At 51.2% G+C, this 23,683-nt stretch carries 22 protein-coding genes; 10 read left to right on the top strand and 12 right to left on the bottom strand.

The window, feature by feature from the left end:
- Positions 1-4: 4 nt before the first annotated feature.
- On the bottom strand, positions 5-625 hold the full coding sequence (gene ccoO, locus BMY09_RS06535) for a cytochrome-c oxidase, cbb3-type subunit II (protein WP_091355607.1): 621 nt from the start codon (positions 623-625) through the stop codon (positions 5-7).
- A 20-nt stretch (positions 626-645) separates the two neighbouring features.
- Positions 646-2,076 carry a cytochrome-c oxidase, cbb3-type subunit I gene (ccoN, locus tag BMY09_RS06530; protein ID WP_091355604.1) on the bottom strand — a complete coding sequence of 477 codons (1,431 nt, stop codon included), beginning with the start codon at positions 2,074-2,076 and terminating at the stop codon, positions 646-648.
- Between the two features lie 375 nt (positions 2,077-2,451).
- On the opposite strand from ccoN, the gene BMY09_RS06525 reads away from it, so the two are divergent.
- Together BMY09_RS06525 and rlmM are read left to right on the top strand one after the other, a co-directional pair.
- Positions 2,452-3,063 (top strand): alpha/beta fold hydrolase, encoded by a 612-nt coding sequence (locus BMY09_RS06525; RefSeq protein WP_091355601.1) that lies wholly within the window; start codon positions 2,452-2,454, stop codon positions 3,061-3,063.
- An 11-nt stretch (positions 3,064-3,074) separates the two neighbouring features.
- Positions 3,075-4,142 carry a 23S rRNA (cytidine(2498)-2'-O)-methyltransferase RlmM gene (gene rlmM, locus BMY09_RS06520; RefSeq protein ID WP_091355598.1) on the top strand — a complete coding sequence of 356 codons (1,068 nt, stop codon included), beginning with the start codon at positions 3,075-3,077 and terminating at the stop codon, positions 4,140-4,142.
- 92 nt (positions 4,143-4,234) lie between these two features.
- Here rlmM and BMY09_RS06515 read toward each other — a convergent pair whose 3' ends face one another.
- Positions 4,235-4,516: an antibiotic biosynthesis monooxygenase family protein gene (locus BMY09_RS06515; RefSeq protein WP_091355595.1), complete on the bottom strand. Its 282-nt coding sequence runs from the start codon at positions 4,514-4,516 to the stop codon at positions 4,235-4,237.
- A gap of 154 nt (positions 4,517-4,670) precedes the next feature.
- Between BMY09_RS06515 and tusA the strand changes: the two genes are divergently transcribed.
- Both tusA and BMY09_RS06505 read left to right on the top strand, forming a co-directional pair.
- On the top strand, positions 4,671-4,910 hold the full coding sequence (tusA, locus tag BMY09_RS06510) for a sulfurtransferase TusA (RefSeq protein ID WP_091355593.1): 240 nt from the start codon (positions 4,671-4,673) through the stop codon (positions 4,908-4,910).
- A 76-nt stretch (positions 4,911-4,986) separates the two neighbouring features.
- On the top strand, positions 4,987-5,436 hold the full coding sequence (locus BMY09_RS06505) for a ProQ/FINO family protein (protein WP_091355590.1): 450 nt from the start codon (positions 4,987-4,989) through the stop codon (positions 5,434-5,436).
- 65 nt (positions 5,437-5,501) lie between these two features.
- Here the strand turns inward: BMY09_RS06505 and BMY09_RS06500 are convergent, their stop codons facing one another.
- From BMY09_RS06500 to BMY09_RS06480, 5 genes are all read right to left on the bottom strand, one after another.
- A complete protein-coding gene (locus BMY09_RS06500; RefSeq protein WP_091355587.1) occupies positions 5,502-7,439 on the bottom strand; it encodes a bifunctional diguanylate cyclase/phosphodiesterase in 1,938 nt (645 codons plus the stop codon).
- Between the two features lie 31 nt (positions 7,440-7,470).
- Positions 7,471-8,043, bottom strand: coding sequence for a transglutaminase-like cysteine peptidase (locus tag BMY09_RS06495; RefSeq protein WP_091356239.1), 573 nt, complete (start codon positions 8,041-8,043; stop codon positions 7,471-7,473).
- Between the two features lie 227 nt (positions 8,044-8,270).
- Complete coding sequence (locus BMY09_RS06490) at positions 8,271-9,350, bottom strand: DUF3080 family protein (RefSeq protein WP_091355585.1); 1,080 nt, start codon at positions 9,348-9,350, stop codon at positions 8,271-8,273.
- Positions 9,326-10,693, bottom strand: a complete 1,368-nt coding sequence (locus tag BMY09_RS06485; RefSeq protein ID WP_245756515.1) for an MATE family efflux transporter — start codon at positions 10,691-10,693, stop codon at positions 9,326-9,328. Before BMY09_RS06485 ends, BMY09_RS06490 begins: the two co-directional genes overlap by 25 nt.
- A gap of 81 nt (positions 10,694-10,774) precedes the next feature.
- Entirely contained in the window at positions 10,775-12,517 is a 1,743-nt protein-coding gene (locus BMY09_RS06480; RefSeq protein WP_091355582.1) for a PHA/PHB synthase family protein, read from the bottom strand.
- A 435-nt stretch (positions 12,518-12,952) separates the two neighbouring features.
- On the opposite strand from BMY09_RS06480, the gene BMY09_RS06475 reads away from it, so the two are divergent.
- A complete protein-coding gene (locus tag BMY09_RS06475) occupies positions 12,953-13,195 on the top strand; it encodes a glutaredoxin family protein (protein ID WP_091355581.1) in 243 nt (80 codons plus the stop codon).
- Here BMY09_RS06475 and BMY09_RS06470 read toward each other — a convergent pair.
- Positions 13,192-14,007, bottom strand: a complete 816-nt coding sequence (locus BMY09_RS06470; RefSeq protein WP_091355579.1) for a TatD family hydrolase — start codon at positions 14,005-14,007, stop codon at positions 13,192-13,194. The two genes, BMY09_RS06475 and BMY09_RS06470, sit on opposite strands and share 4 nt — an antisense overlap.
- Before the next feature lie 14 nt (positions 14,008-14,021).
- Positions 14,022-16,061 (bottom strand): transglycosylase SLT domain-containing protein, encoded by a 2,040-nt coding sequence (locus BMY09_RS06465; protein ID WP_175483457.1) that lies wholly within the window; start codon positions 16,059-16,061, stop codon positions 14,022-14,024.
- A gap of 223 nt (positions 16,062-16,284) precedes the next feature.
- Here BMY09_RS06465 and BMY09_RS06460 point away from each other — a divergent pair, with 223 nt between their 5' ends.
- Positions 16,285-18,171: an ATP-binding cassette domain-containing protein gene (locus BMY09_RS06460; protein WP_091355575.1), complete on the top strand. Its 1,887-nt coding sequence runs from the start codon at positions 16,285-16,287 to the stop codon at positions 18,169-18,171.
- 33 nt (positions 18,172-18,204) lie between these two features.
- Here BMY09_RS06460 and BMY09_RS06455 read toward each other — a convergent pair whose 3' ends face one another.
- A complete protein-coding gene (locus tag BMY09_RS06455; protein WP_091355572.1) occupies positions 18,205-18,645 on the bottom strand; it encodes a universal stress protein in 441 nt (146 codons plus the stop codon).
- A 95-nt stretch (positions 18,646-18,740) separates the two neighbouring features.
- On the opposite strand from BMY09_RS06455, the gene BMY09_RS06450 reads away from it, so the two are divergent.
- Both BMY09_RS06450 and BMY09_RS06445 read left to right on the top strand, forming a co-directional pair.
- Complete coding sequence (locus BMY09_RS06450; RefSeq protein ID WP_091355570.1) at positions 18,741-19,247, top strand: hypothetical protein; 507 nt, start codon at positions 18,741-18,743, stop codon at positions 19,245-19,247.
- 18 nt (positions 19,248-19,265) lie between these two features.
- Entirely contained in the window at positions 19,266-19,484 is a 219-nt protein-coding gene (locus BMY09_RS06445; RefSeq protein WP_091355568.1) for a DUF1653 domain-containing protein, read from the top strand.
- Between the two features lie 3 nt (positions 19,485-19,487).
- Here BMY09_RS06445 and BMY09_RS06440 read toward each other — a convergent pair whose 3' ends face one another.
- Entirely contained in the window at positions 19,488-20,219 is a 732-nt protein-coding gene (locus BMY09_RS06440) for a hypothetical protein (protein ID WP_091355565.1), read from the bottom strand.
- A 204-nt stretch (positions 20,220-20,423) separates the two neighbouring features.
- Between BMY09_RS06440 and topA the strand changes: the two genes are divergently transcribed.
- Both topA and BMY09_RS06430 read left to right on the top strand, forming a co-directional pair.
- On the top strand, positions 20,424-23,078 hold the full coding sequence (topA, locus tag BMY09_RS06435; RefSeq protein ID WP_091355560.1) for a type I DNA topoisomerase: 2,655 nt from the start codon (positions 20,424-20,426) through the stop codon (positions 23,076-23,078).
- Positions 23,079-23,091: 13 nt separating this feature from the next.
- Complete coding sequence (locus BMY09_RS06430) at positions 23,092-23,616, top strand: DUF6586 family protein (protein WP_091355558.1); 525 nt, start codon at positions 23,092-23,094, stop codon at positions 23,614-23,616.
- Positions 23,617-23,683: the final 67 nt, after the last annotated feature.

Below are 23,683 nucleotides of genomic sequence, written 5' to 3'. Positions count from 1 at the left end.
CGAATTACCGCTTATTGGTATATTGAGAGTGGGTTTTACCAAGTGCCTGTAGGTATGAAACCAGGGCGTCGATCTCTGCCTTGCCTTCAACCTGTTCCCGTGCTTTGCTAGCATCTTCCTCGGTGTATGGAACACCCAGTTTAGCGAGAACTCGCATCTTGGCAGCCGTATCTTCACCAGACAGTTTGTTTTCAAACAGCCATGGATAAGCGGGCATCTTGGACTCAGGTACCACATCCCGTGGGTTGAACAGGTGTGCACGGTGCCAGTCATTACTGTAACGACCACCTACACGGGCCAGGTCCGGACCGGTACGCTTAGAACCCCACAGGAACGGATGCTCCCATACGAATTCATTAGCCGTTGAGTAGTGACCGTAACGCTCAGTCTCTGCCCGGAAAGGACGGATCTGCTGTGAGTGACATACATAGCAGCCTTCACGGATAAAGATATCACGGCCTTCAAGTTCAAGAGGAGTATACGTACGCAGGCCTTCAATCGGCTTGGTAGTCGCATTCGCAAAGAACAGAGGTACGATTTCAGCAAGACCACCACCACTGATTACCAGGATAATCAGCAGGATCATCAGGCCAATGTTCTTTTCAATCGTTTCATGCTTGATCATTTTATGTGCTCCTCTGATCCTTAAGCTGTCTGCGCAGATGCGTCAGCTGCAGGAGCTGTGCTGCCTTTACGAACAGTCTGCCAGACGTTGAATGCCATCAGCAGCATGCCGGTCAGGAAGAATGCACCACCCAGCGCACGGACGAAGAAACCAGGATGGCTCGCCTCGAGTGCTTCTACGAAGCTGTAAGTCAGGGTGCCGTCTTCGTTAACTGCGCGCCACATCAGACCTTGCAGGATACCGTTTACCCACATAGAGCAGATATACAGAACAGTACCGATAGTAGCCAGCCAGAAGTGGGTGTTTACCAGAGCGATACTTGCCATCTGAGCTTTACCCCAGAGTTTAGGAATCATGTGGTAAACCGCACCGATAGAGATCATCGCAACCCAGCCCAGAGCACCCGCATGTACGTGACCGATAGTCCAGTCAGTGTAGTGGGACAGAGCGTTTACGGTCTTGATAGACATCATCGGACCTTCGAAGGTAGACATACCGTAGAAAGACAGAGATACAACCAGGAAGCGCAGTACCGGATCGGTACGCAGCTTATGCCATGCACCAGACAGGGTCATCATACCGTTGATCATACCACCCCAGGAAGGCGCCAGCAGGATCAGGGACATCACCATACCCAGAGTCTGAGCGAAGTCAGGCAGGGAGGTATAGTGCAGGTGGTGACCACCAGCCCACATGTAGGTTGCGATCAGAGCCCAGAAGTGAACGACAGACAGACGGTAAGAGTAGATTGGACGCTCAGCCTGCTTCGGTACGAAGTAGTACATCATGCCCAGGAAGCCCGCAGTCAGGAAGAAACCTACCGCGTTGTGGCCATACCACCACTGAACCATCGCATCAACAGCACCTGGATATACAGAGTAGGACTTGAACAGAGAAACAGGCATCGCTGCGCTGTTAACAATGTGCAGTACTGCCACTGTCAGGATAAATGCCATGTAAAACCAGTTACCCACGTAGATGTGAGATGTCTTACGCATCTTCACTGTACCCAGGAACACGATAGCGTAGGCCACCCAGACGACAGTGATCAGCAGATCAATTGGCCATTCCAGCTCGGCATACTCTTTAGATTGAGTAAAGCCCAGTGGCAGGGTGATCGCTGCACTCAGAATAACCAGCTGCCAGCCCCAGAAAGTAAAGGCCGCCAGTTTGTCAGAGATCAGACGGGTTTGGCTCGTACGCTGTACGACGTAGTAAGAGGTTGCGAACAGTGCGCAGCCTCCGAATGCAAAGATAACTGCGTTGGTATGCAACGGACGCAAGCGACCGTATGTCAGCCAGGCAGTATCAAAGTTTAGTGCAGGCCATACTAACTGGGATGCGATTAACACGCCCACGGCCATTCCGACGATGCCCCATACCACTGTCATGATGGCGAATTGACGCACCACCTTGTAATTGTAGGTTGGGTGTTCAGCTGCTGTGCTCATATCAGGCTCTCATCAACAAGCTATTAGAAAGGTTTAGAAAGTAAATTTCCGCTGGCTATTATGTGGAAACAACGGTCACATTTCAATGCGTCAACGGTATTAGTTGCGACATAGTGCCGCAGTGCAAAACGTGTAAATCTCATCATATTAAAATATTTATTTGTTTTGATGTTATTTTTAAGTTATTGAATATAAAGAATATATTGGTTTTTGTTGTACGTTTGGGTGTATGAGGAGATCATCGTTTAGTACTGTTTTTGTCAAAGGTTGATATAGATCAAGCCAGTATCAAAAGTTACTAATTTGGCTTTTCTTGATATGGATCAAGCCGGATTTGTCGCATAATTAACGGTATTTCTGATCTGAGGGCGACGAATGATTATTGAGGGCAGGGCTGAGAAAGCCCGGATATTGCTGGCCCATGGTGCCGGTGCGCCAATGGACAGCCTGTTTATGACTCAGTTGGCAGCAGCGCTTGCGACAGATGGTGTTGAGGTTATCCGGTTTGAATTCCCCTATATGCAGAAGCGCCGTATTGATGGCAAGAAGCGTCCTCCGGACCGGCAGGGAGTATTGCTGGAATATTTCACCCGACTGATAGAGCAGTTTAGTCATGATGGTCTGCCGCTCTGGCTGGCAGGGAAATCTATGGGCGGGCGGATGGCTACCATGCTGGCGGATCATCCCGCTGTCACGGGGTGTTTTGTCTATGGCTATCCGTTTTATCCACCCGGAAAACAGGATCGTCCCAGAATTGAGCACCTTTTCTCTGTCTCTAAGCCGATACATATATTTCAGGGGTGCCGGGATAATCTGGGGCGAAAAGAGGTGGTAGATGAGTATCGGCTTTCAGGCTCAGTGGCTTTGCACTGGCTTGTAGATGGAGACCACGATTTAAAACCGAGAAAAATAACCGGAATTACTCAGGACGAACATATCGCTGATGCAGTAGAATCCACCCTGAAAATTATCAACCGCCATCATTGAGGTACACCGTTGTGAATCACCTTTTACTCTATTGCCGTCCGGGCTTCGAAAAAGAGTGCGCGGCCGAGGTGCGGGAGTTGTGTGAGCAACAGGGTATCTACGGTTATTGTAAGCTTGAAGAGAACAGCGGTTACGCCCTGTTTGTCAGCCATCAGCCCGATGGCGCTTCACTGGCGGTTGAGACGCTACAGTTTCATGATCTGATCTTTGTGCGTCAGTGGATAGCTTGTCTGCCACTACTTGAGAGTATTAATACGGAAGACCGCATCGGTTCGCTGATGCCGCATGTGAGTGGTTTGCCGCAATGCAACGAGTTATGGGTAGAACCTGCTGATACTACTGATGGTCGTGAGATGCAGCGGTTCTGCAATAGCTTTGGTTCGGCATTCAGTCAGGTTTTGCGCAAACAGGGAGTTCTGCAGCGCAAGGCGGCTAACCGGATGCATATTTTTGCCCTGTCCGGCAGTAGTTTCTATATCGGCTATGTCCCGGTTGCCAACTCAGCCCCCTGGCCGATGGGGATTATGCGCCTGAAATTTCCCAATCAGGCTCCCAGCCGCTCGACCCTGAAGCTGGAAGAAGCGTGGCACTGGTTTATTCCTGAACAGCAGTGGCATCACTATATCAGTAGTGGTAAACGGGCGGTCGATCTGGGTGCCGCACCAGGCGGCTGGACCTGGCAGTTGGTGAACCAGAATATGTTCGTCACCGCCATTGATAATGGCCCGATGGCGGAGTCTCTTATGCAGACCGGACAGGTTAAACATCTGACTGAAGATGCCTTCACCTATCAGCCGCACAAGCCCTGTGACTGGATGGTATGCGATATCGTTGATAAGCCGACCCGGGTGATAAAGCTGATGACCCGGTGGCTGGTTGAAGGCTGGTGCCGGGAAACCATTTTCAATCTCAAGTTACCGATGAAGCAGCGTTACCCTGAGGTGAAGCACTGTCTGGGGTATCTGCAGCAGGAGATGGATAGCGCGGGTATTCACTACCGTATTGCGGCCAAGCATCTGTATCATGATCGTGAAGAGATAACGGTGCATGTGCGACGGTCAGATCACTACGGTCAGTAGGACGGGGCGCACAGCAGCCGTTATCAGGGTAACACGCTGCCTCTGGCGCAGATAACCACAGCAGGCCGTTTTGTAACAGGCCTGCTTATTTGTCAGTGTTCCAGAATGGTGATTTTCTCTTCTGTTTCCAGCATCGGCATAATCGCCTCCATGATCTGCTTACGCTCTTCAGAAGAGAACCAGCGTTGCCAGTCCTGAATGGTGCGAAATGTCGCCATTACAACCCGGTGATTCGGATCAAAACTGTTTTTTAATGACTCCCCGGAGATAAAACCATGCGCCTGCGTCGCTACCTGCAGGGTATTGCGGGCGGCTTTTTCGTAGTGTTCAGCCAGGTCGTCGGCAATATGGCGCTCAATCAGTACTCGAATCATCTTTGCTCTCCGTTAACTGAAGAAAATTATTTTCATTTATTTCAATATAATAGCACTGTTGAAGCAGGTAAAATGTTATCAGTTAAAAAGATGGGTTTTTCTATACCGCTGAATTTGCGACAATATGTCTCCCGATGTAGTCGAGGTGGAGTAGATGGTGGAAGTTAAAGCGGATCAGGTTATGGATGCAACCGGCCTGTTCTGTCCGGAACCGGTAATGCTGTTGCACAATAAAGTACGTGAAATGGCTATAGGTGAGGTGTTGCAGTTAACAGCAACGGATCCGTCAACTCAGCGTGATGTGCCAAAATTCTGTACCTTTCTGGGGCATGAACTGCTGGACCAGAAAATGGAAGATGATCGTTTTTTTTACCTGATCCGCAAAGGCGAGTGACTTGCTCACCTGGCGTCAGGGCAAATGTAAATTAAGGCCCGCAGGGTCAATGATAAATGGTTGAGAGAAACTTACTGTGACAGCAACAGAGACAACGGATAAATCTAAATCCCGTACCCGTTCCAAAAACCGGGCTGCTAACCAGGCCGCTTTACAGCTGCTATGCGATGCATATCCTGATGTTTTCAATCGGGAAAATATGCGGCCATTGAAAATAGGGATTCAGGAAGATCTGATTGCTGATGAGAAGTTAGCGAAAAACAAGATTAAACGGGCGCTGGCGTCATATGTTCGTTCTCCCTACTATTTTCGCAGCCTGAAAGAGGGCGCTGACCGTATCGGTCTGGATGGCCAGCCCGCCGGTCAGGTCAGCGAGTCTGAAGCTGAGCATGCTAAACAGCAGTTGAAAGAGATCAATAAGCTGCGTCAGCAAAAACAGCAGGAAGAGAAAGCCAGACAGAAGGTTAAGGAGAAGGAAGATCGCCTTAACAATAAGCTGGAGATGTTGCTGACCAAGCGTGGTTAATAATATTCCGTTATAAAAAACCGCCTTTATGGCGGTTTTTTTGTAGCTGTTGTCAGAGTCTGGGTTCAGAGCTCGGCAGGCTTGCCGTGGATCCAGCCCTGCGCGCCGTCCACTTCCAGCTGGTGCAACGCGCTTAGCTGAGTGTCCCGCTCAACATGTTCAGCATAGGCTTGTATATCGAGACTGTGAGCGACCGTGACCAGGCTTTTGACAAAGAACCGGTCTTCTGCGCTGCTGTCCAGCTCCCGGATCAGAGAGCCATCGATCTTAATGTAGTCAGGATGGACGGTATACAGATAGCTGAAGCCCGCAGGGTTGATGCCGAAATTGTCCACCCCAAAGCGCACGCCGGCCTGCTTGAGCTGGTCGCGAAACAGCGCCACGCGACTCAGGTTGTTGAGAACTGATGTCTCGTTGATTTCGATACACAGCTGTTCTGGTCTGGGCAACCTGCTCAGATTACTGATAAGCCAGTCACAAAATGTTGTGTCGCGAACCGATTCATTGCTCAGGTTGACGCCCAGGGCCTGCTCTGGCTGCTGTTCAAGGCGATCAATAGCGGCATTGAGCACTGATCGGTCCAGCGCGGTGAGTAGATTCAACTGTTTCACAACGCTGATAAACTCACCGGCCATGCAGGGCAGATTTTCCTGATTGAGAATCCGGGCGTAAATCTCGTTATGAATCACCGTCGGGCTATCAGAAATCGATTTAACGGGCTGGGCCTGAAGAAATATATCACCGTTGACAATCCGGCTGCTGACATGCTGATGCCAGCTGTTTTGTTGCTCTGTGTTAGTGGCGCTGCTGCAGAATATAGTGGCGTTGTCCTGACGGGCCTTTCCGGTAGCCTGTCGGGCGTTAACCAGCAGCTCTTTGGAACTGCCCTGTTCAGAATAGGCGGCAACGCCGATAAAGAAAGGGGCGTCCCCTCTACGATTGTCATTCAGCTGCTGATAGGTGTCTTTAAGGCTGTCAGCCAGTTTATTCAGCTCTCTTTCCAACTGGTCCTGATTGGTCATGTCTGTGAGCAGGATAAGCTCTGAAATGCTGATTCGGCCGATGACCGGGCCTTCGGTTAACCGCGCCAGTTCATTCAGCTGTCCGGCACAGGCACGGATAAAGTTATTGGCTTTCTCTATCCCCAGCTGATTATTCAGTTCCTGCAGATCGGCCAGTTGCAGGTGGATGAGGTGACCATGGCCGAAGTCCCTGCGGTAATCGATACGCTCATTCAGCTGAGTGAAGGTCGCCCGCTGATTGGCAAGGCCTGTCAGGTCGTCCTGATAGGCAGTGCGGCGTATCTCTTCAATATTTTTCGCTTGTTCATCAAACATAGTGCGAACCCGGTGTACCATCATATTCATCGCCAGAACCACCTGCTTCAGCTCCCGGGTTCCGGGAATGCGGCTCTGTTCGATATATTTTTGCTGGGACAGCGCCTGGGCCTGCTCTTCGACCCCTTTCAGTGGGTTCAGTATGTAGCGCATCAGCAGGCTGATAAAGACCATGCTGAAGAGAGAGAGCACCACGAACCAGATAAACGTTTGCTCGGTTCCGCGCCACAGCTGCTCATAGGCATAGCCAGCGCGGCTCTGAACAAAGATTGAGCCTGCTTTCTGCCACTGATTGGTTATCTCCCGTGTCATCTCAGGAGGGGTTATCTCCACCAGGTGGACAAACCATTCGGGTACACTATCGCTGATATGGGCATCGGTGCTTTTGACGAAAAGAGGCTGGTTGTCGGCATCCACTACCCGGATCTGCTGATAGAAACCGCTGTCGAAAATTGCATTAACGGTGGTTTCGATGGCAGCGGTATCATGGGCGGCCATATAGGGGGCCAGGTAGAGACCTAAGTGGGTGGCGGTATCCTGACCATGAGACTCAAGCTGATGGATCAGCATCTCCTTGGAACTATCCGACATCAGATATACTGTGCCTGAAGCCAATCCGATCAGTACGGCTAACACGGCGGCCATTAACTGATTAACGATAGACATTGTTGATTCCTCATCTGCTCATTGATCAGGATTAGTAATCCTGATTTTCCATTCGTGATTGTAGTTGTACCCAGGGTTTCAGCTGATCAGAGGTACCCACCAGTGTGCTGCGCCGGCCTTTTTTTGACAGCCAGAGGTTGTCACCGTTAAAACTGTATACGTGTTGCAGGTCGGGCCGCCGGTTGGCCGGTCTTATCTCGGGTATCAGATTATCCAGTATCAGTGGTGTTGATTTTGGTGTGGCGTAATAGGTTAACACCATGTGCGCCTGATTCAGTCTGAGTGCTTTAACATAGGCGATGCTGAGTTTTTCTATCGGGATGCCGACCTGACGCAGGGTGTAGTATTTAGCGATAGAGAAGTCTTCACAATCGCCCCCGTTGGTTATCAGAAACTCCACCGGGCTGGCCCAGTAATCTTTCTGGTGCCAGTGGATAATATCATCGACAAACTCCATCTGATTGAAAAAACGGTTTACCCGGAAGAGTTTTTCATCTTCATCTAGGTCTGCTATCTCTTTGATCAGATTCTGCCAGCTCTGTAGCCGTCGTTCGGCCATCTCTCCATACTTTTGGCCCAGTTTTTTGATCTGGGCGTCTGACATCAGTACGCTGAATTCAGGAGCGGCGAAGAGCGTATAGGTAAGTGATAGCAGAATCAGGCCTGCAAGCAATCCCAGGCTGGAAAACCGGCCTGCAGAACTGTTTCTGGGTCTGTACTGTAGATCTCTGGACACGGTTAACCGCTTAAAAAATAAAGAGTAACTTTATTGTTTCACAGGGAAGATCACAACACCTGTATTATTTACTCAAAATGGTGTTTGTCAGGCGATTAACTACCCGGCATCAGATTGCACTGGCTGAGTAGCTGTTGCCAGGCCTTAGTATGGCGATCTCTCGCCGCTATATAGTTCTGCCACAGAGGGGCATCCGCATCGATAACCTGACTCTGATAGCGTTGCATCGCGGGGGGGATATGGTTGAAATTACTCAGCAGGCGGCGGTTCAGCTGCAGCCACTCCCTGCCTTCGCGATCAATTCTGGACATGTAGGGTTGTAGCTCGCCAGCATAGTATTTGCTGAAAACGTTTTTCACGATTAATGCTTTCGGAGTCGCGTTTTTGTTAAAGCAGAGGGGCCTTCTTCTGAGTCTGGCTTCTATCACGCCAGCGGTGTGTTCGAGGGTGTGGGTGATCAGATAGACCGATCGCAACCAGCGGCTGCCGAAACGCAGAGTAGAGAGGGCCTGGTAGTGAGGTTCAAGCTGATCAAGGTAATCCGGTTCAGTCCATTCTGTCTGCGCTGCATCGATTGTGCTGTTCAGGGTAGCAACCTGATTCAGTATGAGTAATGCCTGGCGGCTCTGACTGAAACCGTCGTCATCGTTCAGGGGCAGGGCTGGTTCAGAGCGGGAAAAGTTTCGTTCCATCGCTTCGCTGGTAAAAATGCCGTTCCAGAGCGCTGCTTCGAAGTCGTGTTTTTTTATTTGATAAAGTTTTTCAACCTGATGGATCAGTTGTGGATCTGCTGTCTGAGACCGCTGCAAAGTTTGTCGGCAACTTCCCAGACCGGAGAGCAGGCGTACCTCATAGACCAGCTGCCGGGAGGGGGGCATCACTTTTCCCAGAGAGCTGTTGCGCTCAGCGATCAGGTTGAGGAGCTGGCAGTGGCGCAGGTTGAGCACTTCAATCAGCCCCTGGCGCAGGTCTGTTACCGGCCGTATCCGTTCTCGGCGGCGAGGGTAGGCAGGCAGTGGCAGCTGAATATCCAGGTCAAGCCTGGTGTCACTGTCCAGGCTGTTGGCCACCCGGTCGCTGTAGCGCTCCAGCATTGTTTCGACGGGGCGCTGATCACAGCCCTGGAGCAGGACCGTGGCGATCAGGATTATCAGGAACCTGTGGGACGTTTGCATCTTGGTTTAATGGTCTGATAGCGCAATAGTAACAGTATAGCGCCAACAGACAGTCCAGCGATCATACCCAGCCAGAAACCCCGGGCTCCGGTTGCCGGAACGATAAGATCAGTAAGTCCCAGAAGGTATCCCAAAGGCAGACCAATCAGCCAGTAAGCGGTAAATACGATCATCAGTGGCACGGCGGTATCTTTGTGACCTCTTAAGATGCCTGCGCTGGCCACCTGAATCGCATCCGGTATCTGAAAAATTGCGGCGATCAGCAGCAGGCTGCTGGCCAGCTGGATGATATCGCTATTGTCGCTGTACATAGCTGCTATCTGCATCGACAGCAGAGCGATCAGTGTGCAGCTGATAACCGAGCTGCAGCACACCAGGGCGTAGCCATTACGGGCCGTGATAGCGGCGCTAAGCGGGTCTTTACGGCCATTAAACTGTCCAATTCTGATTGTCAGGGCCATGGCGATGCTGAGGGGGATCATAAACACCATGCCGGTAAAGCTGAGGGTGATCTGATGCGCGGCGATGACAATCTCCCCCAACCGGGCAATCAGCAGGGCGATAACCGTAAACATGCTGACCTCGATCAGCAGTGTAAATCCGATCGGTATCCCGATGCGCAATATGGTCAGCAGGTAGTTTGCTCTGGGCCGGGGCAGGGTGATCAGATAGAGAGAGCGAAAATGGCGGGAGTAGCGAAGGTAACAGCCGCTTGAGAGTGCCATAATCCACATTACTATGGTGGTTGCCCAGCCGCAGCCAACACCCCCCAGCTCGGGAAAACCCAGTTTGCCGTAGATCAGCAGGTAGTTGAGTGGAATGTTGCACAGCAGGGCGAACAGAGCGATCTTCATCAGTGGCTGGGTTTTACCCAGCCCCTCTGAGTAGCTGCGAGCCCCCTGATAGAGCATCATCCCCGGTATTCCCCAGGAAAGGGCATCCAGATAACCCAGGGTTTTTATTTTCAGGCTACCGGTTACCTGCATCAGATCGAGAACCACCTCCATGTTGCGGAGTATCAGCCAGGCGAATGCTCCGGCGAAAAGCGCAATCAGCACCCCCTGATGGAATATCAGCCGGGTTCTGCGCAACTGATCACTGCCCGCATGGTTGGCAACCATGGGGGTGATCGCCATCAGCAGACCGCCCAGCGAGATAAGCACAGGCAGCCAGATGCCGGAACCCAGAGCGACGGCAGCCAGATCTTCTGCGCCATAGCGGGCCGCCATCAGGGTATCAATAAATCCCATGGCGGCTTGTGACAGTTCAGCAATCAGGATAGGAACAGCCAGGGCGAGAATCTGACGGCTTTCCTGTAAAGAGAGTGTGGCAAGTGGTTTCAAAGGGTGTCAGTCGCAGGTCTGAGAAGCAGGAATAAAAAAACCGGGGCGCAGGCCCCGGTTTATTATCGGTGGTTTCGCTGATTAGTCAACGCGACTGGCAACATAACGGCCGGGAGCCGCTTCAATCGCTTTAAACTCTGCGTTACCGTAATCTTTCGGCGCATCAACCTTCTTGCCCGCCTTGGGTTTAAGCCACTTGGCCCAGTTTGGCCACCAGCTGCCCTCCTGACGTTCAGCGGTTTCCAGCCAGTGATCAGGGCCCTGACCCAGCTCGCCGCCGGTCCAGTAGTTACGGCGGTTCTTGGAAGCCGGGTTAATAACCCCTGCTACGTGTCCGCTGGCGCCCAGTACAAACTCAATCTTACCCTGCATCATCTCGGTACCTTTGAAGGTACCTTTCCAGGGGGCGATGTGATCCTCAATAGTGGAAAGGAAGTAAACCGGAATCTTGATATCGCGCAGGTCAATGGATTCGCCACAAATCGTCAGACCACCCGGTTGAGCCAGTTTGTTGTTGATATACATCTCGTTGATATAGAAGTTGTACATCTTAGCTGGCAGGTTGGTCGAGTCTGAGTTCCAGTAAAGGATATCGAATGGAGCCGGGTTCTGGCCTTTGAGATAGTTGTTAACAACATAGGACCATACCAGATCGTTAGAACGCAGCATGTTGAATGCGGTTGCCAGGTTGCGGCCGTTGAGCAGACCTTCATCATCGACTTTCTGAGTCAGCTGCTTAACCTGCTGTTCATCGATGAAGACACTCAGATCACCCGGATCGGTAAAGTCGGTCAGGGTGGTCAGGAATGTGGCTGAAGCTATGGATTCATCTTTGCGCTTGGCCATGACGGCCAGCGTGGAGGCCAGAATAGTGCCGCCGATACACCATGACACGCAGTTGATTTTATCCTGCTCAGTGATCTTCTTGACCGCCTCAACCGCTTTCAGGGTGCCATTTTCAACATAATCATCCCAGGAGATACCACGCTGTTCCACTGTTGGGTTGACCCAGGAGATAAGGAAAACTGTCATGCCCTGATCGACGCAGTATTTAACGTAGGAGTTATGCTCCTGCAGATCCAGTATGTAAAACTTGTTGATGCAGGGTGGGACGATCAACGTCGGGCGGCTATATACCTGTTCAGTAGAAGGCTTATATTGAATCAGCTGCAGCATTTCGTTTTCAAAAACAACGGCACCCTCTGATGTAGCAATGTTCTCACCCAGAGTGAATGCGGCTTCATCGGTCATGGTAATACGACCTTTTTCCACATCGCCCAGCAGATTTTGCAGGCCATCAATTAAGCTTTGTCCTTTGGTTTCCAATGCCTGTTGCAGCACTTCAGGGTTGGTCAGTGCAAAGTTGGTCGGTGACATGGCATCGGTATATTGCTGAGTATAGAACTCAAGCTTTTTCTGCTCGCTATCGCTTAGTTTAGCGTTGGCCGCCATATCATTGAGCAGGTTTGATGTCAGCAGATAGGATTGCTTTATGTAAGAGAAAACCGGGTTTTGGCTCCACTCTTCAGCGGCGAAACGGCGATCGCCTTTCTGTGGCTCAGCAACGGGCTTCTCCACCGACTTTCCGGTCAGGATATTCTGCCACAGGTTGATCTGTGCTTGCTGATAGTCTGTAATCGCCCGAACCCATACTGAAGGGTCTTCGAAAGAGCGGGCTGCCAGTTCGGTCCAGGACTGCGTAAACTGCTTAAACATATCTTCGCTTTTCCCCTGAGAATAGATCTCCAGAACTTTTTTGCTTTCCTGATTAAGATAGTTGATAAACTCTTGCGGGTTGGAGAGGATGTTGCTGTTATTTTCCATAAAACTGCCTTCTTTCTGGAGCCTGCCTTGAGTATGCGGTGCCAACTTCTATGGTGGGCTATCGCGAGTTGGTAACGGGCTAAAATTGTATAACTGTCTGACGGGCCGGCAGGTTATGCACTTGACTAGATTGCTCCGGCTATTTTTCAAACAGAGACCCTGAGCATAGACAACTTGATGCGGCGCAGCAAGCTTCTATTGCCCTACTTTAGTCAGATTGATTGGGTTCTTTGTGCTATGCCGCCGAAAATATATCACCGGAATGTTGCAGTTTTCTTTAATCTGTATCGATATGGCCGACGGTATCCGGTTGTGGCTGGCTAGGGGAGAGATCTCCGTAAAAGATCCTTCAATTACGATATAATCAACCCGGTGAGCAGTACAACCAAAGTGTCCGGTACCAAAAAGCAGAATCGAAGAGGATAGAGAGACTTAATGCGACAGTTTTTACTTATGAGCAGTGTGGGGTGTCATCTGTGCGATGAAGCCGCCGACATTCTCATCCATTCTATGGATCCGCAGTTGCATCAGCTGGATGAGGTGGATATCGCCTATGACGATGCGCTGTTGGAAAAATACGCGCTGCTCATTCCCGTGCTGGTGGATGAGGTCAGTGGTGAAGAGTTGCGCTGGCCCTTTGATCACCAGGACGTCGGCCGTTTTATCGCCCGTCTTTAAGTATCTGTCTGATTAAACCGGAAGAGTCTCTCGCAATTGATCTCAGTCTGTTGCGCCAGCTGTTGTGGGTCGCAGTCTCTCTGCCGGGCGACCTGTTCGAGAATATGTGTCAGGTATAACGGCAGATTACGGCGGCTTTTAGGCCGGGGTTTCAGGTCACGCGGCAGCAGGTAGGGGGCGTCGGTTTCCAGCATCAGGCGGTCAGCAGGGATCTCTTTGACCAGGCGTAATAGCTCGCTTCCCCGGCGCTCATCGCAGATCCAGCCGGTAATACCGATATAGAGATCAAGGTCGAGGTAGTGATAGAGCTCTTCGCGGTTGCCGGTAAAGCAGTGGGCAACACCTCCATAGAGCTGATCTCTGGCGTCCCTGAGCATCTCAACCTGACGGCTGTGAGCATCCCGTTCATGCAGAAATAGTGGCAGGCCCGATTCGGCAGCCAGCTCCAGCTGTTGCTCAAAGGCCCGGATCTGTTGTTCTGGCGGGGAGAAATTGCGGTTGAAATCCAGCCCTGTTTCACCCACCGCGCGAACTTCCGGCTGTTTGAGCAAGTCTGTCAGGGTTTCCCGGGTGGTCGATGTGAACTCTTTACTGTAATGAGGGTGAACCCCGGCAGTGCAAAACAGCTGATCGGGATATTGCCGGCAAAGACTGATCGCCTGCTCACTACTGGCGGCAGTGGTGCCGGTGATCAGCATCCGTTTGACTCCAACCGCTTCAGCCTCCTGAATCACCGTTTCACGGTCGGCATCAAAGGCGCTATCGGTAAGATTAATACCGATATCTGTGAGAGAGAAGTGGGCTTTATTCATTGAGACTGCCGTTGTTAACGGGTTGTGGTGTTATCACTGTTAATCCTGATAAAGTCTCTGAGCTGTTCCGCCTGGGTCGCTCCGGTTGAATTTTGCAGCGCAACACGGAAGGCTGTTTGTCCTTCCAGTATATGTGAGGGTTGACCTGCCAGGGTCCTGTATACCGCGTGATAGGCCATTACGTTCATCACATAGCGACGGGTTTCGTTAAACGGAATGGTTTCTATCCAGATATCAACTGGCAGCGATCCCCGCTCTTTTAACCAGCGTTTCACCCGGTGAGGGCCTGCGTTATAGGCTGCGGTGGCATAGATCTGATTGTTGTCGAATTTTTCCTGCATGTCGGCCAGGTAGGCAACCCCGAGCGCTATGTTGGTTTCTGGTTGATACAGATCGCTGCTGTTGCTGTAGGGAACATTGTGGTGCTTCGCCGTTGTTTTAGCTGTTTTGGGCATCAGCTGCATTAGCCCCCGGGCCCCGACGCGGGAGCGGGCGTGAGGCTGATAAGCGCTCTCCTGACGGGCGATGGCTCGAGCCCAGTTGGTGTCGATGCGGTATTTGCCTGCCAGCCTGGAAAAGGTTTCAGAGTAGGGCATTGGGAAGCGCAGGCTTATGTCGTCCCAGTATTTTGCCTGAGCGACACCGATGATCGCCATATTGTGCCAGCCCCAGCGGTGCAATACGGTGGCTGCGATACGAAGTTGATCAGCATCGTAGTCGCGGGTCATCTGATTCCACTCTCTGCGGGCCAGGTAGCGCTCATCCAGTTGATACAGCTCGTGGATACGCTGCATCGCCGGGAGATCTTGCTGTTGAGCAACCGTTGTTTCAGGGACCCGGTCCTGTTGTGGGTTGAGACGAAAACCGGTTTGCAGGGTGCGGGCCGCCAGTAAACCGTAATAGCTGCGCTCTCTGCTGAGATTGACAAAGGCATCCGAGTAGCTGGGTTTGAGCCCCTCAATATGACTGGCGGAAAGCGTTTTCCAATAGACCCAGCGCTCATCCTGCTGACTTTCGACAGGTAATTGACTAATCAACTGGTGGACCTTTTTCCAGTTGAGATCGGTCAGTGCCAGCATGATGCGGCGCTCCTGAATCTCATCGTCATGGGGATGGTTTAGCTGACTCAGCAGCTTGTCTGTTTGTTTGTCCGGGCGGTAGGTCAGGCGTCGTGCAAGGTTGCGCGATAGTGTTTGCTGATCATCCGGGCTGAAGGAAAGCTTCGGGCGAACCTTTAACCATACCTGTGTGGCAGCCTGCGGGCTTTTTCTCGATAGTCGGTCGATACCATACAGATAGGTTGTCTGGCTAGCGAGATTATCGCCTGGCAGATAGGCAGGATCCTGTACCAGTGAGGGAGTTTTGCGAACGGCGAAGAACCGCTCGGTCGCCTGTTTCTGTTGTTTCTGTTTGATAAACCGCGTCAGATACTGGGCCAGCCTGAAGTTATCATGGTCAACCGCTTTCCAGAACCGCTGGTATGCCAGCTTGCTGGAGGGGGCGTGATACTGAGTCATCCACTGTTTAAACACCGGGTCGCATGCGTTAGAGATGGAGTGACCGGTATTCCATAAGCTCTCAATCTCTTTCACGGCCAGGCGGGGCTGACCGGTTTGCAATAACGCATAGCGATAGTTGCACTCATACTGCTCACTATTAACCCCGGCGCTCTGATATGCAGTGATATAGGGTTTCCAGCGTTTGTTTTCCGCCAGATAGCTGAGCCATTTCTGCTGCAGCGGGTACACCGTGGGAACCCCTTCGTACTGTTTAGCGTAGAGGTTTATATGGTGCTGAGCGACAGTGTCGAAGTTATGAATCAGCTCCTGCTGCTCCAGATAGGGGTACAGAGGGTAGTCGGTTAAGCGGGATTTAAGCTGGTAAAACGTTTCCAGGTCATCTCCCTCCAGCATCTTGAGGGCCTGCAGATAAAGCTGTTGTGGTTCACTGGTTGTTTGCGCAGTTGAATCGGCATAGGTAAGGCAGGGTACACTGGTCATGACTGAACAGAGAAAAGCGCTGCAGATAATCCGGGACAGTTTAGTGGCGCTCATAATATAAAACATATATCCATATTTCGGTGATCACTGTTACCCAATCATAGCGGCAATGGTGGCGTAAACTCGAGAGAAATATATCCCGGTTTGGTGAAATTTTTACAGTGTCAGCGGTATCTCCCTGTTCTTTAAGGATAACTATAAATATATTTTCTTTGCGTATCACGCTGCTAAGGTTTTTCTGTAGAATATGCGGCCAACGATTTTGGTGGATTTAAGCATGGCTCTGATCAGACTGGATAAGGTCTCTGTCGCGTTTGGCGATAAACAACTACTCGATCATATCGACTTTCAACTCGATAAAGGTGAACGGGTTGCTCTGGTGGGCATTAATGGCGCGGGTAAATCAACGTTGCTGAAAGTGCTGGCCCGGCATCAGCCAACAGATGATGGTGATATCTGGCAGGATGGTGGTGCCCGTGTTGCCGAGTTGTCTCAGATGTTGCCAGCCGCTGATGAGCGCCGGGTCAGCGATGTGGTTGCCTCAGGTTGCGCTGAAACCGTAGATCTGCTGAATCGCTATCAAACCCTGGCTATGAGCCACAGCGATGCAGATATGGCCGAACTGGAACGGTTGCAACATCAGATTGAACAGGTCGATGGCTGGCATCTGGAACAGAAGATTCAGCAGGTTCTGGAACGTCTTGAGCTGGATGGTGAGCAGCAGATGTCTGCACTTTCGGGAGGCTGGCGCCGTCGGGCCGCGCTGGGGGCTGCTCTGGTACAGTCGCCGGATATATTGCTGCTGGATGAGCCCACCAACCACCTGGATATCGAAACTATAGAGTGGCTTGAAAAGCAGATTATGGAGTTTCGTGGGGGTGTGCTATTTATCTCCCACGACCGCTCGCTGGTAGAACGACTGGCGACCCGTATTGTTGAGCTTGATCGTGGTCATCTGACCTCCTTCCCCGGCAATTATTCTGCCTATCTGACGCAAAAAGAAAAGCTGCTGGAAGAGGAGGAACGTCATAACGCGCTGTTTGATAAGCGTCTGGCTGAAGAAGAAAAGTGGATTCGTCAGGGCATAAAAGCGCGAAGGACCCGTAATGAGGGACGTGTCAGAGCGCTGAAGGATCTGCGTGTAGAGCGTTCACAGCGGCGTGAGCTACAGGGTAAAGCGAAGTTTCAGGTCGAGCAGGCGGATCGTTCCGGTAAGATCGTTATCGAAGTAGATCATGTCAGCCATCACTACAACAATGAGCCGGTAATCAGCGATCTGACGCTCTCTGTCCAGCGGGGGGATCGTATCGGCCTGATCGGGCCTAACGGTATTGGTAAGAGTACCCTGTTAAAGGTGCTGCTGGGACAGTTGGTGCCTGATCAGGGGACGGTTAAGCTGGGTACCAGCCTGAATATTGCCTACTTTGATCAGCTGAGAGGTAAGTTGAACCCTGAGAAAACCATTATCGATAACATTTCCGAAGGGCGGGAAAGTATTACCATCAATGGAAAATCTCGCCATATCATCAGTTATCTGAGTGATTTTCTGTTCTCTCCTGAGCGGGCCCGTACCCCGGTTAAAGCGCTGTCTGGTGGTGAGTGTAACCGGGTGATGCTGGCGAAACTGTTCAGTCAGCCATCAAATCTGCTGGTGCTGGATGAGCCGACCAACGATCTGGATATTGAAACGCTGGAACTGTTGGAGGAGATTCTGCTGGAATACAAAGGCACCCTGTTGCTGGTAAGCCACGACCGTGCATTTCTGGATAACGTGGTCACTTCGACCCTGGTGTTTGAGGGCGAAGGGCGGATTCAGGAGTATGTTGGTGGATATGAAGACTGGCTGCGACAGCGCTCAGAGACTGTTGCTCCCCCTGTATCCAAAGCTGACAACAGACCTGAGACGGTGGTCGAACAGACGGTTGCCAGTACGCCGGTAAAGAAAAAGCTCAGCTACAAACTACAACGGGAGCTGGACCTCCTTCCCGGGCAGATAGAGCAGCTGGAAGGGGAGATTGAACAACTGCATCTGGAGACCAGTGCGCCGGATTTTTACACCGGAGACCACCAACAGGTATCCACCAGGCTGGCTGAGTTGCAGAGTAAAGAAACCCAGCTTGAAGAGCTCATGGAGCGCTGGGTTGAATTAGAGGCGATGCTGTAACTGTCAGTCGTTAGCGCATGGGAGTAGTAAATACTACTCCTTAGCTTTAACCCGGATAGCCAGTACGTCGCACTTGGCACCGTGAAGTATACCGTTCGCGGTGGAGCCTAATAGCAGCGCCAGACCATGGCGGCCATGGCTTCCGACTAAAATCAGATCGCATCCCTGTTCTTCTGCAACCCGGTGAACCTCAGTTTCGGTGTGTCCTGAGACCACATGGCACTGCTTAACCTGATAATCCAGCTGTTTGCAGTAACGGGTCATTTTGCTCTGGGCATGCTCATCCAGTTGCGCCTGAATAGTTGTCAGATCCATTGGCACATCACCGCCATAAGCGAAGCTCAGGGGCTCAATCACGTGGATCAGAGACAGCTCTGCGCTGGTGCATTCAGCCAGCTGTTTTACTTTGCCGATCAGCTGATCAGACTCTTCAGACAGGTCGGTCGCCACTAGTATATGTTTATATAGGGACATGGGGTTATCTCCTTTTGCTTTCTATTTAAGAGAGTAGCATACAGTTCCTGGTTTTAATTCTGACCAGGGTCAAATGAGTTTGTTGAGGATCAAATATGAAGTGGGCCATTATCGTTTTGATTATGATGTCATTACTGGGGTCGATGATGTGGGTTATGCCGAGTCCCCGGCAGCGTTTTTTGGCAAAACTCAGACAACAGGCCTCCCGTCAGGGATTTCAGGTGCAGATAGTACGCGTTACACCACCCCGGGCAGCGGGGCAGGTAAAGCCGGAGGTACTGAACGCCACTGCTTATCGCTTACCCCGTTATAACCTGGAAAAAAAGCACAGAGAAAACTTTACCGAATGGCAGATCTTCCGTCAGACCGCTGTGGCAAATGAAGGCTTGCCCGAAGGCTGGTGCTGGGGAACAGGGGAGCGCAGTCTTAATGAGCAGCAGTTGGTGTTCCTTAATCAGCTAATCGATAAGCTACCGGCGGGGGTTTCGTCGATTGAATCGACTCCGGTTCATATATCACTGTACTGGGACGAAAAGGGCGATGAAGATACTTTGCAACAGTTAAAGGATTTACTGCAGCCGTTTATTGATCAGCAATTCTGACCTGACAGAGGAGGTTTTATGACAGTTAAACCCGGTTTATATCAGCATTATAAGGGCGCGGAATATCAGGTATTACATCTTGCCAGACATTCTGAGACAGAGGAGTGGCTGGTGGTTTACCAGCCCTGTTATGGCGAACGGGATATATGGGTGCGGCCGTTATCGATGTTCACTGAAAATGTGACGGTTACCGATGGTTCGGTGGTCCCCAGATTTCGTTTTCTGCGGCCAGCTTAAGCCCTAGCCCTGCTCCTCTTTGCCCTCTTTAGCGGTCAGCTCTGCAAGTGATGCCGCCAGATTTCCCGCCGCCATGGCGCTGCTGGGGCGTGCCTGGTTAAGCAGGTCTCTGATGGTATCGATATAATCCTGTTTCTGTTTTTGCGGTACATTGGCCCGTGCAATCATCGCTTTGGCATGTTTGTAGTGGGACATGGCCAGTAACTTATCATCCCGTTGTAGGTAGTAGTTGCCCTGATGAATGTGGGCATCGACAAAGACAGACACATGCAGCCAGTAGAGGTCATGCTGAAACTGCTTTGCCCGTGAAACACTGAGTTTTCCTGCCTGGGCCATCTCAATACAGAGTTTTTCTGCATGCTGAATATGGATCTGGGCTTTTTTTAGTGCCCGGTCGTTGTTAAAGCCCCCGGGCGCCGGGTTGACGCGGTCGGTGCTCTCCTTCTGGGCGCTGATATCCTGCAGCAGATCAGAGTCGGGAGCCAGCATGGAGATCTCTCCAATCATGCTGACCACGTAGCCGCTTAATGCATCAATAATCTCAGAGCGGCAGTTTGCCTCCCTGAGGATGGCAAGGGTTTCCAGCGCTTCTCCAGAAGCCTTATTCAGCTCTCTCAATCGCTTTGTACGATATTCCTGTTGCTGCTCTCTGGTGGAAAAAAAATTATTAACCAGTAGCGCAACAAATCCTATGCCGATCAAAGAAAAAAGAAAAATCAGGTTGTCTTGCAACATATTCTCAGGTAGTTGTAATTAAGTAACAGGCTCATAATGGCGGCAGCATACTGTATTTAAGCTACCAGAAACATACCTTTATTAGCCAATATTGTTGATCAATTTGCGTGTTTTTTTTGGCGGAAGCTTGACCCTGCTGGTTACAGCCCTTATATATGCACGCTGTTTTGTATTGTCACCTTGTCCTTTAAGGATTGTATTTATATGGGAAAGTCCCTAGTTATTGTTGAGTCACCTGCCAAAGCGAAAACCATAAACAAGTATCTGGGTAACCAGTTTGTGGTTAAATCGAGTGTGGGCCACATTCGTGATCTGCCCACCAGTGGCTCGGGTAACGGGGCCGGCTCAGACCCTAAAGAGCGTGCTCGTCAGGCCGCGTTAACCCGCAAAATGTCTCCCGAAGAGAAGCTCCTGCACAAAGCCGAGAAAAGTAAAAAACAGCTGATCGCCCGTATGGGGGTTGATCCCGAACATGGCTGGGATGCCCGCTATGAAATTCTGCCGGGTAAAGAAAAAGTTGTTGATGAGTTAAGGCGACTGGCAAAAGATGCAGACACTATCTATCTCGCAACCGATTTGGACCGCGAGGGTGAGGCGATTGCCTGGCATCTGCGGGAAGCCATCGGCGGCGAAGACGGTCGTTACAAACGAGTGGTATTTAACGAGATAACCAAGAAAGCGATTCAGGAAGCGTTTAAGCAGCCCGGTGAGCTGGATCTCAATCGGGTCAATGCCCAGCAGGCCCGGCGCTTCCTTGATCGGGTGGTTGGTTACATGGTTTCACCGCTGCTGTGGGAGAAAGTTGCCCGGGGGCTGTCCGCAGGACGGGTTCAGTCGGTTGCGGTTCGCTTGCTGGTCGAGCGAGAAAAAGAGATTCGCAGTTTTATTCCTGAAGAGTTCTGGGAGCTGCATGCCGACGTTGAGTCTGAAAAGCAGGAAGCGCTGCGCCTGCAGGTAGATAAGTTTCAGAATCAGAGCTTCCGTCCGGTCAGCGCAGCAGAGACCGATGCACACCTGGAACAACTGAAACAGCAGCAGTTCAGGGTTACAAATCGTCAGGACCGGCCTACCAGTAGCCGTCCGTCAGCCCCCTTTATCACATCGACCCTGCAGCAGGCGGCCAGCACCCGGCTGGGGTTTGGGGTGAAGAAAACTATGATGATGGCCCAGCGGCTCTATGAAGCGGGTTATATCACCTATATGCGTACCGATTCGACCAACCTCAGTGCAGAGGCGGTTGCTGCATGTCGGGATTATATCAGTGATAACTTTGGCAGTAAGTATCTGCCGGAAACGGCTAACTCTTACAGCAGCAAAGAGGGGGCTCAGGAGGCGCACGAAGCGATTCGGCCATCCGATGTCACGCTTGAGGCGACCGCACTGAACGGGATGGAGCGGGATGCTGAGCGGCTATATGAACTGATCCGACGCCAGTTTCTGGCATGTCAGATGACACCTGCACTTTACACAAGTACCCGCATCACTGTGACAGCGGGTGACTTTGAATTGCGAACCAAAGGCCGGATTCTGCGCTTTGATGGTTATACCCGGGTGATGAACAGCCAGGGGAAAAATGAAGATATCATTTTGCCGGATGTGCAGCAGGGGGATCTGCTGAAGTTACAACAGCTGGATCCGAAACAGCATTTTACCAAGCCTGCCCCCCGTTACACTGAAGCCAGCCTGGTAAAAGAGCTGGAAAAGCGGGGCATTGGACGTCCCTCGACCTATGCCTCGATTATCTCGACGATTCAGGATCGTGGCTATGTTGAAGTTCAGAACCGCCGGTTTTATGCCCAGAAAATGGGTGATATCGTCACCGAGAGACTGGTAGAAAACTTTACCGACCTGATGGATTTCGGTTTTACCGCACGGATGGAGGAGTCGCTGGACGATATCGCCACCGGTAATGCCGACTGGAAAATGCTGTTGAACCAGTTTTACGAAGGTTTCAGTAACCGGTTGTTACAGGCTCAGCATCCAGATTCGGGTATGCGGCTGAATGCGCCGACAGAAACCGATATCCCCTGTCCCTCCTGTGGCCGGATGATGATGATCCGCACCGGCACCACCGGGGTTTTCCTGGGCTGCTCCGGCTATGCGTTACCGCCGAAGGAGCGTTGCAAAACCACCATGAACCTGATTCATGGCGATGAAGTGGTCAGTGTTGACGGCGACGATGAAGAGGAATCGCGGATTCTGCGTAATAAGCATCGTTGTAAGATATGTGATACGGCGATGGATAGCTACCTGATTGATGAGCAGCGTAAGTTGCATATCTGTGGCAACAACCCGGACTGTCCTGGGTTTGAAGTGGAAAAAGGTAGCTTTAAGATTAAAGGCTATGATGGGCCAGTACTGGAATGTGATAAGTGCGGTTCAGAGATGCAGCTGAAAACGGGGCGTTTCGGTAAGTTCTTTGGTTGTACCAGTGAAACTTGCAAAAACACGCGTAAATTATTGAAAAATGGTGAAGCGGCTCCGCCGAAAATGGATCCTGTACCCATGCCAGAGCTGCAGTGCGACAATGTTGATGACACCTTCATTCTGCGTGATGGTGCCTCCGGTCTGTTTCTTGCTGCCAGTCAGTTTCCCCGCAAACGGGAGACCCGTGCGCCTAAGGTGGCCGAACTGTTGCCACACAAAAATGAGATCGACCCGAAATATAGCTTTTTGTTTAGTGCACCAGTCGCTGACGATGAGGGAAATCCCACCATCGTACGTTACAGCCGGAAAACAAAAGAGCAGTATGTTATGACGGAAGTAGACGGCAAAGCGACCGGATGGCGGGCATTTTATACCGGTGGTAAATGGGTTGCAGAGACCGCCAAAGCGAAGAAGCAAGCAGCAAAGAAGTGAACGGAGACAACGTATGAGCGGTGTGTACCTGACCCGTACCAATCAGAAATTAAATTTTACCCGTATACATCTGGATGCACTTAAAGTTGCTCAGGAATCAACCGGCTGGAGTAAGCATGCGCTGATCGATTCGTACAATGAGTCGGTGCTGTTTCATATGGTTTCTGCCTATAGTTCGCTGTTGCGCGAAATAGCTGAACAGTACCGTTTCGATGCGAACCGGATCACTAAACTGAGTCAGCTAACCGAGCAGATGGAGGCGCAGGGGCTGGAAGCCCCGGAAGTAGCCGAACTGCAGCAGCTGCATGATGATACCAATAGCTGGCTGCACCATCTCCTGGCCGCGTATAAGGCTTGCTGGCGTGCTGAGGAGCATAATCAGTCTGCGGGGCAGGCGGAGAGTGTTTCGGAGATACATGTGATGCAGATCAATCCGGATCATGCAGAAGATGCAGATATTCTGCGCGAATATCAGAGCTGGTTTAACCAGTTTAAAATGCTGGTAGAGCGGCTGCGTGCCGGGATGCAGGAGTGGTAACCACACCCGTTCAGGTGAAATTTTTTCTGTACAGATAAGGGGGTATCAATATTAACGTGCGCTCTGA

Origin of the sequence: Amphritea atlantica (assembly GCF_900111095.1) — a bacterium.
Taxonomy (GTDB): Bacteria; Pseudomonadota; Gammaproteobacteria; order Pseudomonadales; family Balneatricaceae; genus Amphritea; species Amphritea atlantica.
Note: the sequence above shows the minus strand (reverse complement) of the source record. Positions and strands in the feature narration are given on the sequence as shown.

What these genes read in the sequence shown, in the direction of transcription:
- BMY09_RS06430 (WP_091355558.1), top strand. Translation starts at nt 23,092, where the DNA reads ATGAGCGGTGTGTACCTGACCCGTACCAATCAGAAATTAAATTTTACC.
- BMY09_RS06450 (WP_091355570.1), top strand. Translation starts at nt 18,741, where the DNA reads ATGAAGTGGGCCATTATCGTTTTGATTATGATGTCATTACTGGGGTCG.
- BMY09_RS06455 (WP_091355572.1), bottom strand. Translation starts at nt 18,645, where the DNA reads ATGTCCCTATATAAACATATACTAGTGGCGACCGACCTGTCTGAAGAG.
- tusA (WP_091355593.1), top strand. Translation starts at nt 4,671, where the DNA reads ATGGTGGAAGTTAAAGCGGATCAGGTTATGGATGCAACCGGCCTGTTC.
- BMY09_RS06480 (WP_091355582.1), bottom strand. Translation starts at nt 12,517, where the DNA reads ATGGAAAATAACAGCAACATCCTCTCCAACCCGCAAGAGTTTATCAAC.
- BMY09_RS06445 (WP_091355568.1), top strand. Translation starts at nt 19,266, where the DNA reads ATGACAGTTAAACCCGGTTTATATCAGCATTATAAGGGCGCGGAATAT.
- BMY09_RS06525 (WP_091355601.1), top strand. Translation starts at nt 2,452, where the DNA reads ATGATTATTGAGGGCAGGGCTGAGAAAGCCCGGATATTGCTGGCCCAT.
- BMY09_RS06475 (WP_091355581.1), top strand. Translation starts at nt 12,953, where the DNA reads ATGCGACAGTTTTTACTTATGAGCAGTGTGGGGTGTCATCTGTGCGAT.
- BMY09_RS06440 (WP_091355565.1), bottom strand. Translation starts at nt 20,219, where the DNA reads ATGTTGCAAGACAACCTGATTTTTCTTTTTTCTTTGATCGGCATAGGA.
- BMY09_RS06470 (WP_091355579.1), bottom strand. Translation starts at nt 14,007, where the DNA reads ATGAATAAAGCCCACTTCTCTCTCACAGATATCGGTATTAATCTTACC.
- BMY09_RS06495 (WP_091356239.1), bottom strand. Translation starts at nt 8,043, where the DNA reads ATGTCAGACGCCCAGATCAAAAAACTGGGCCAAAAGTATGGAGAGATG.
- ccoO (WP_091355607.1), bottom strand. Translation starts at nt 625, where the DNA reads ATGATCAAGCATGAAACGATTGAAAAGAACATTGGCCTGATGATCCTG.
- BMY09_RS06465 (WP_175483457.1), bottom strand. Translation starts at nt 16,061, where the DNA reads ATGAGCGCCACTAAACTGTCCCGGATTATCTGCAGCGCTTTTCTCTGT.
- BMY09_RS06490 (WP_091355585.1), bottom strand. Translation starts at nt 9,350, where the DNA reads ATGCAAACGTCCCACAGGTTCCTGATAATCCTGATCGCCACGGTCCTG.
- BMY09_RS06500 (WP_091355587.1), bottom strand. Translation starts at nt 7,439, where the DNA reads ATGTCTATCGTTAATCAGTTAATGGCCGCCGTGTTAGCCGTACTGATC.
- BMY09_RS06515 (WP_091355595.1), bottom strand. Translation starts at nt 4,516, where the DNA reads ATGATTCGAGTACTGATTGAGCGCCATATTGCCGACGACCTGGCTGAA.
- topA (WP_091355560.1), top strand. Translation starts at nt 20,424, where the DNA reads ATGGGAAAGTCCCTAGTTATTGTTGAGTCACCTGCCAAAGCGAAAACC.
- ccoN (WP_091355604.1), bottom strand. Translation starts at nt 2,076, where the DNA reads ATGAGCACAGCAGCTGAACACCCAACCTACAATTACAAGGTGGTGCGT.
- BMY09_RS06460 (WP_091355575.1), top strand. Translation starts at nt 16,285, where the DNA reads ATGGCTCTGATCAGACTGGATAAGGTCTCTGTCGCGTTTGGCGATAAA.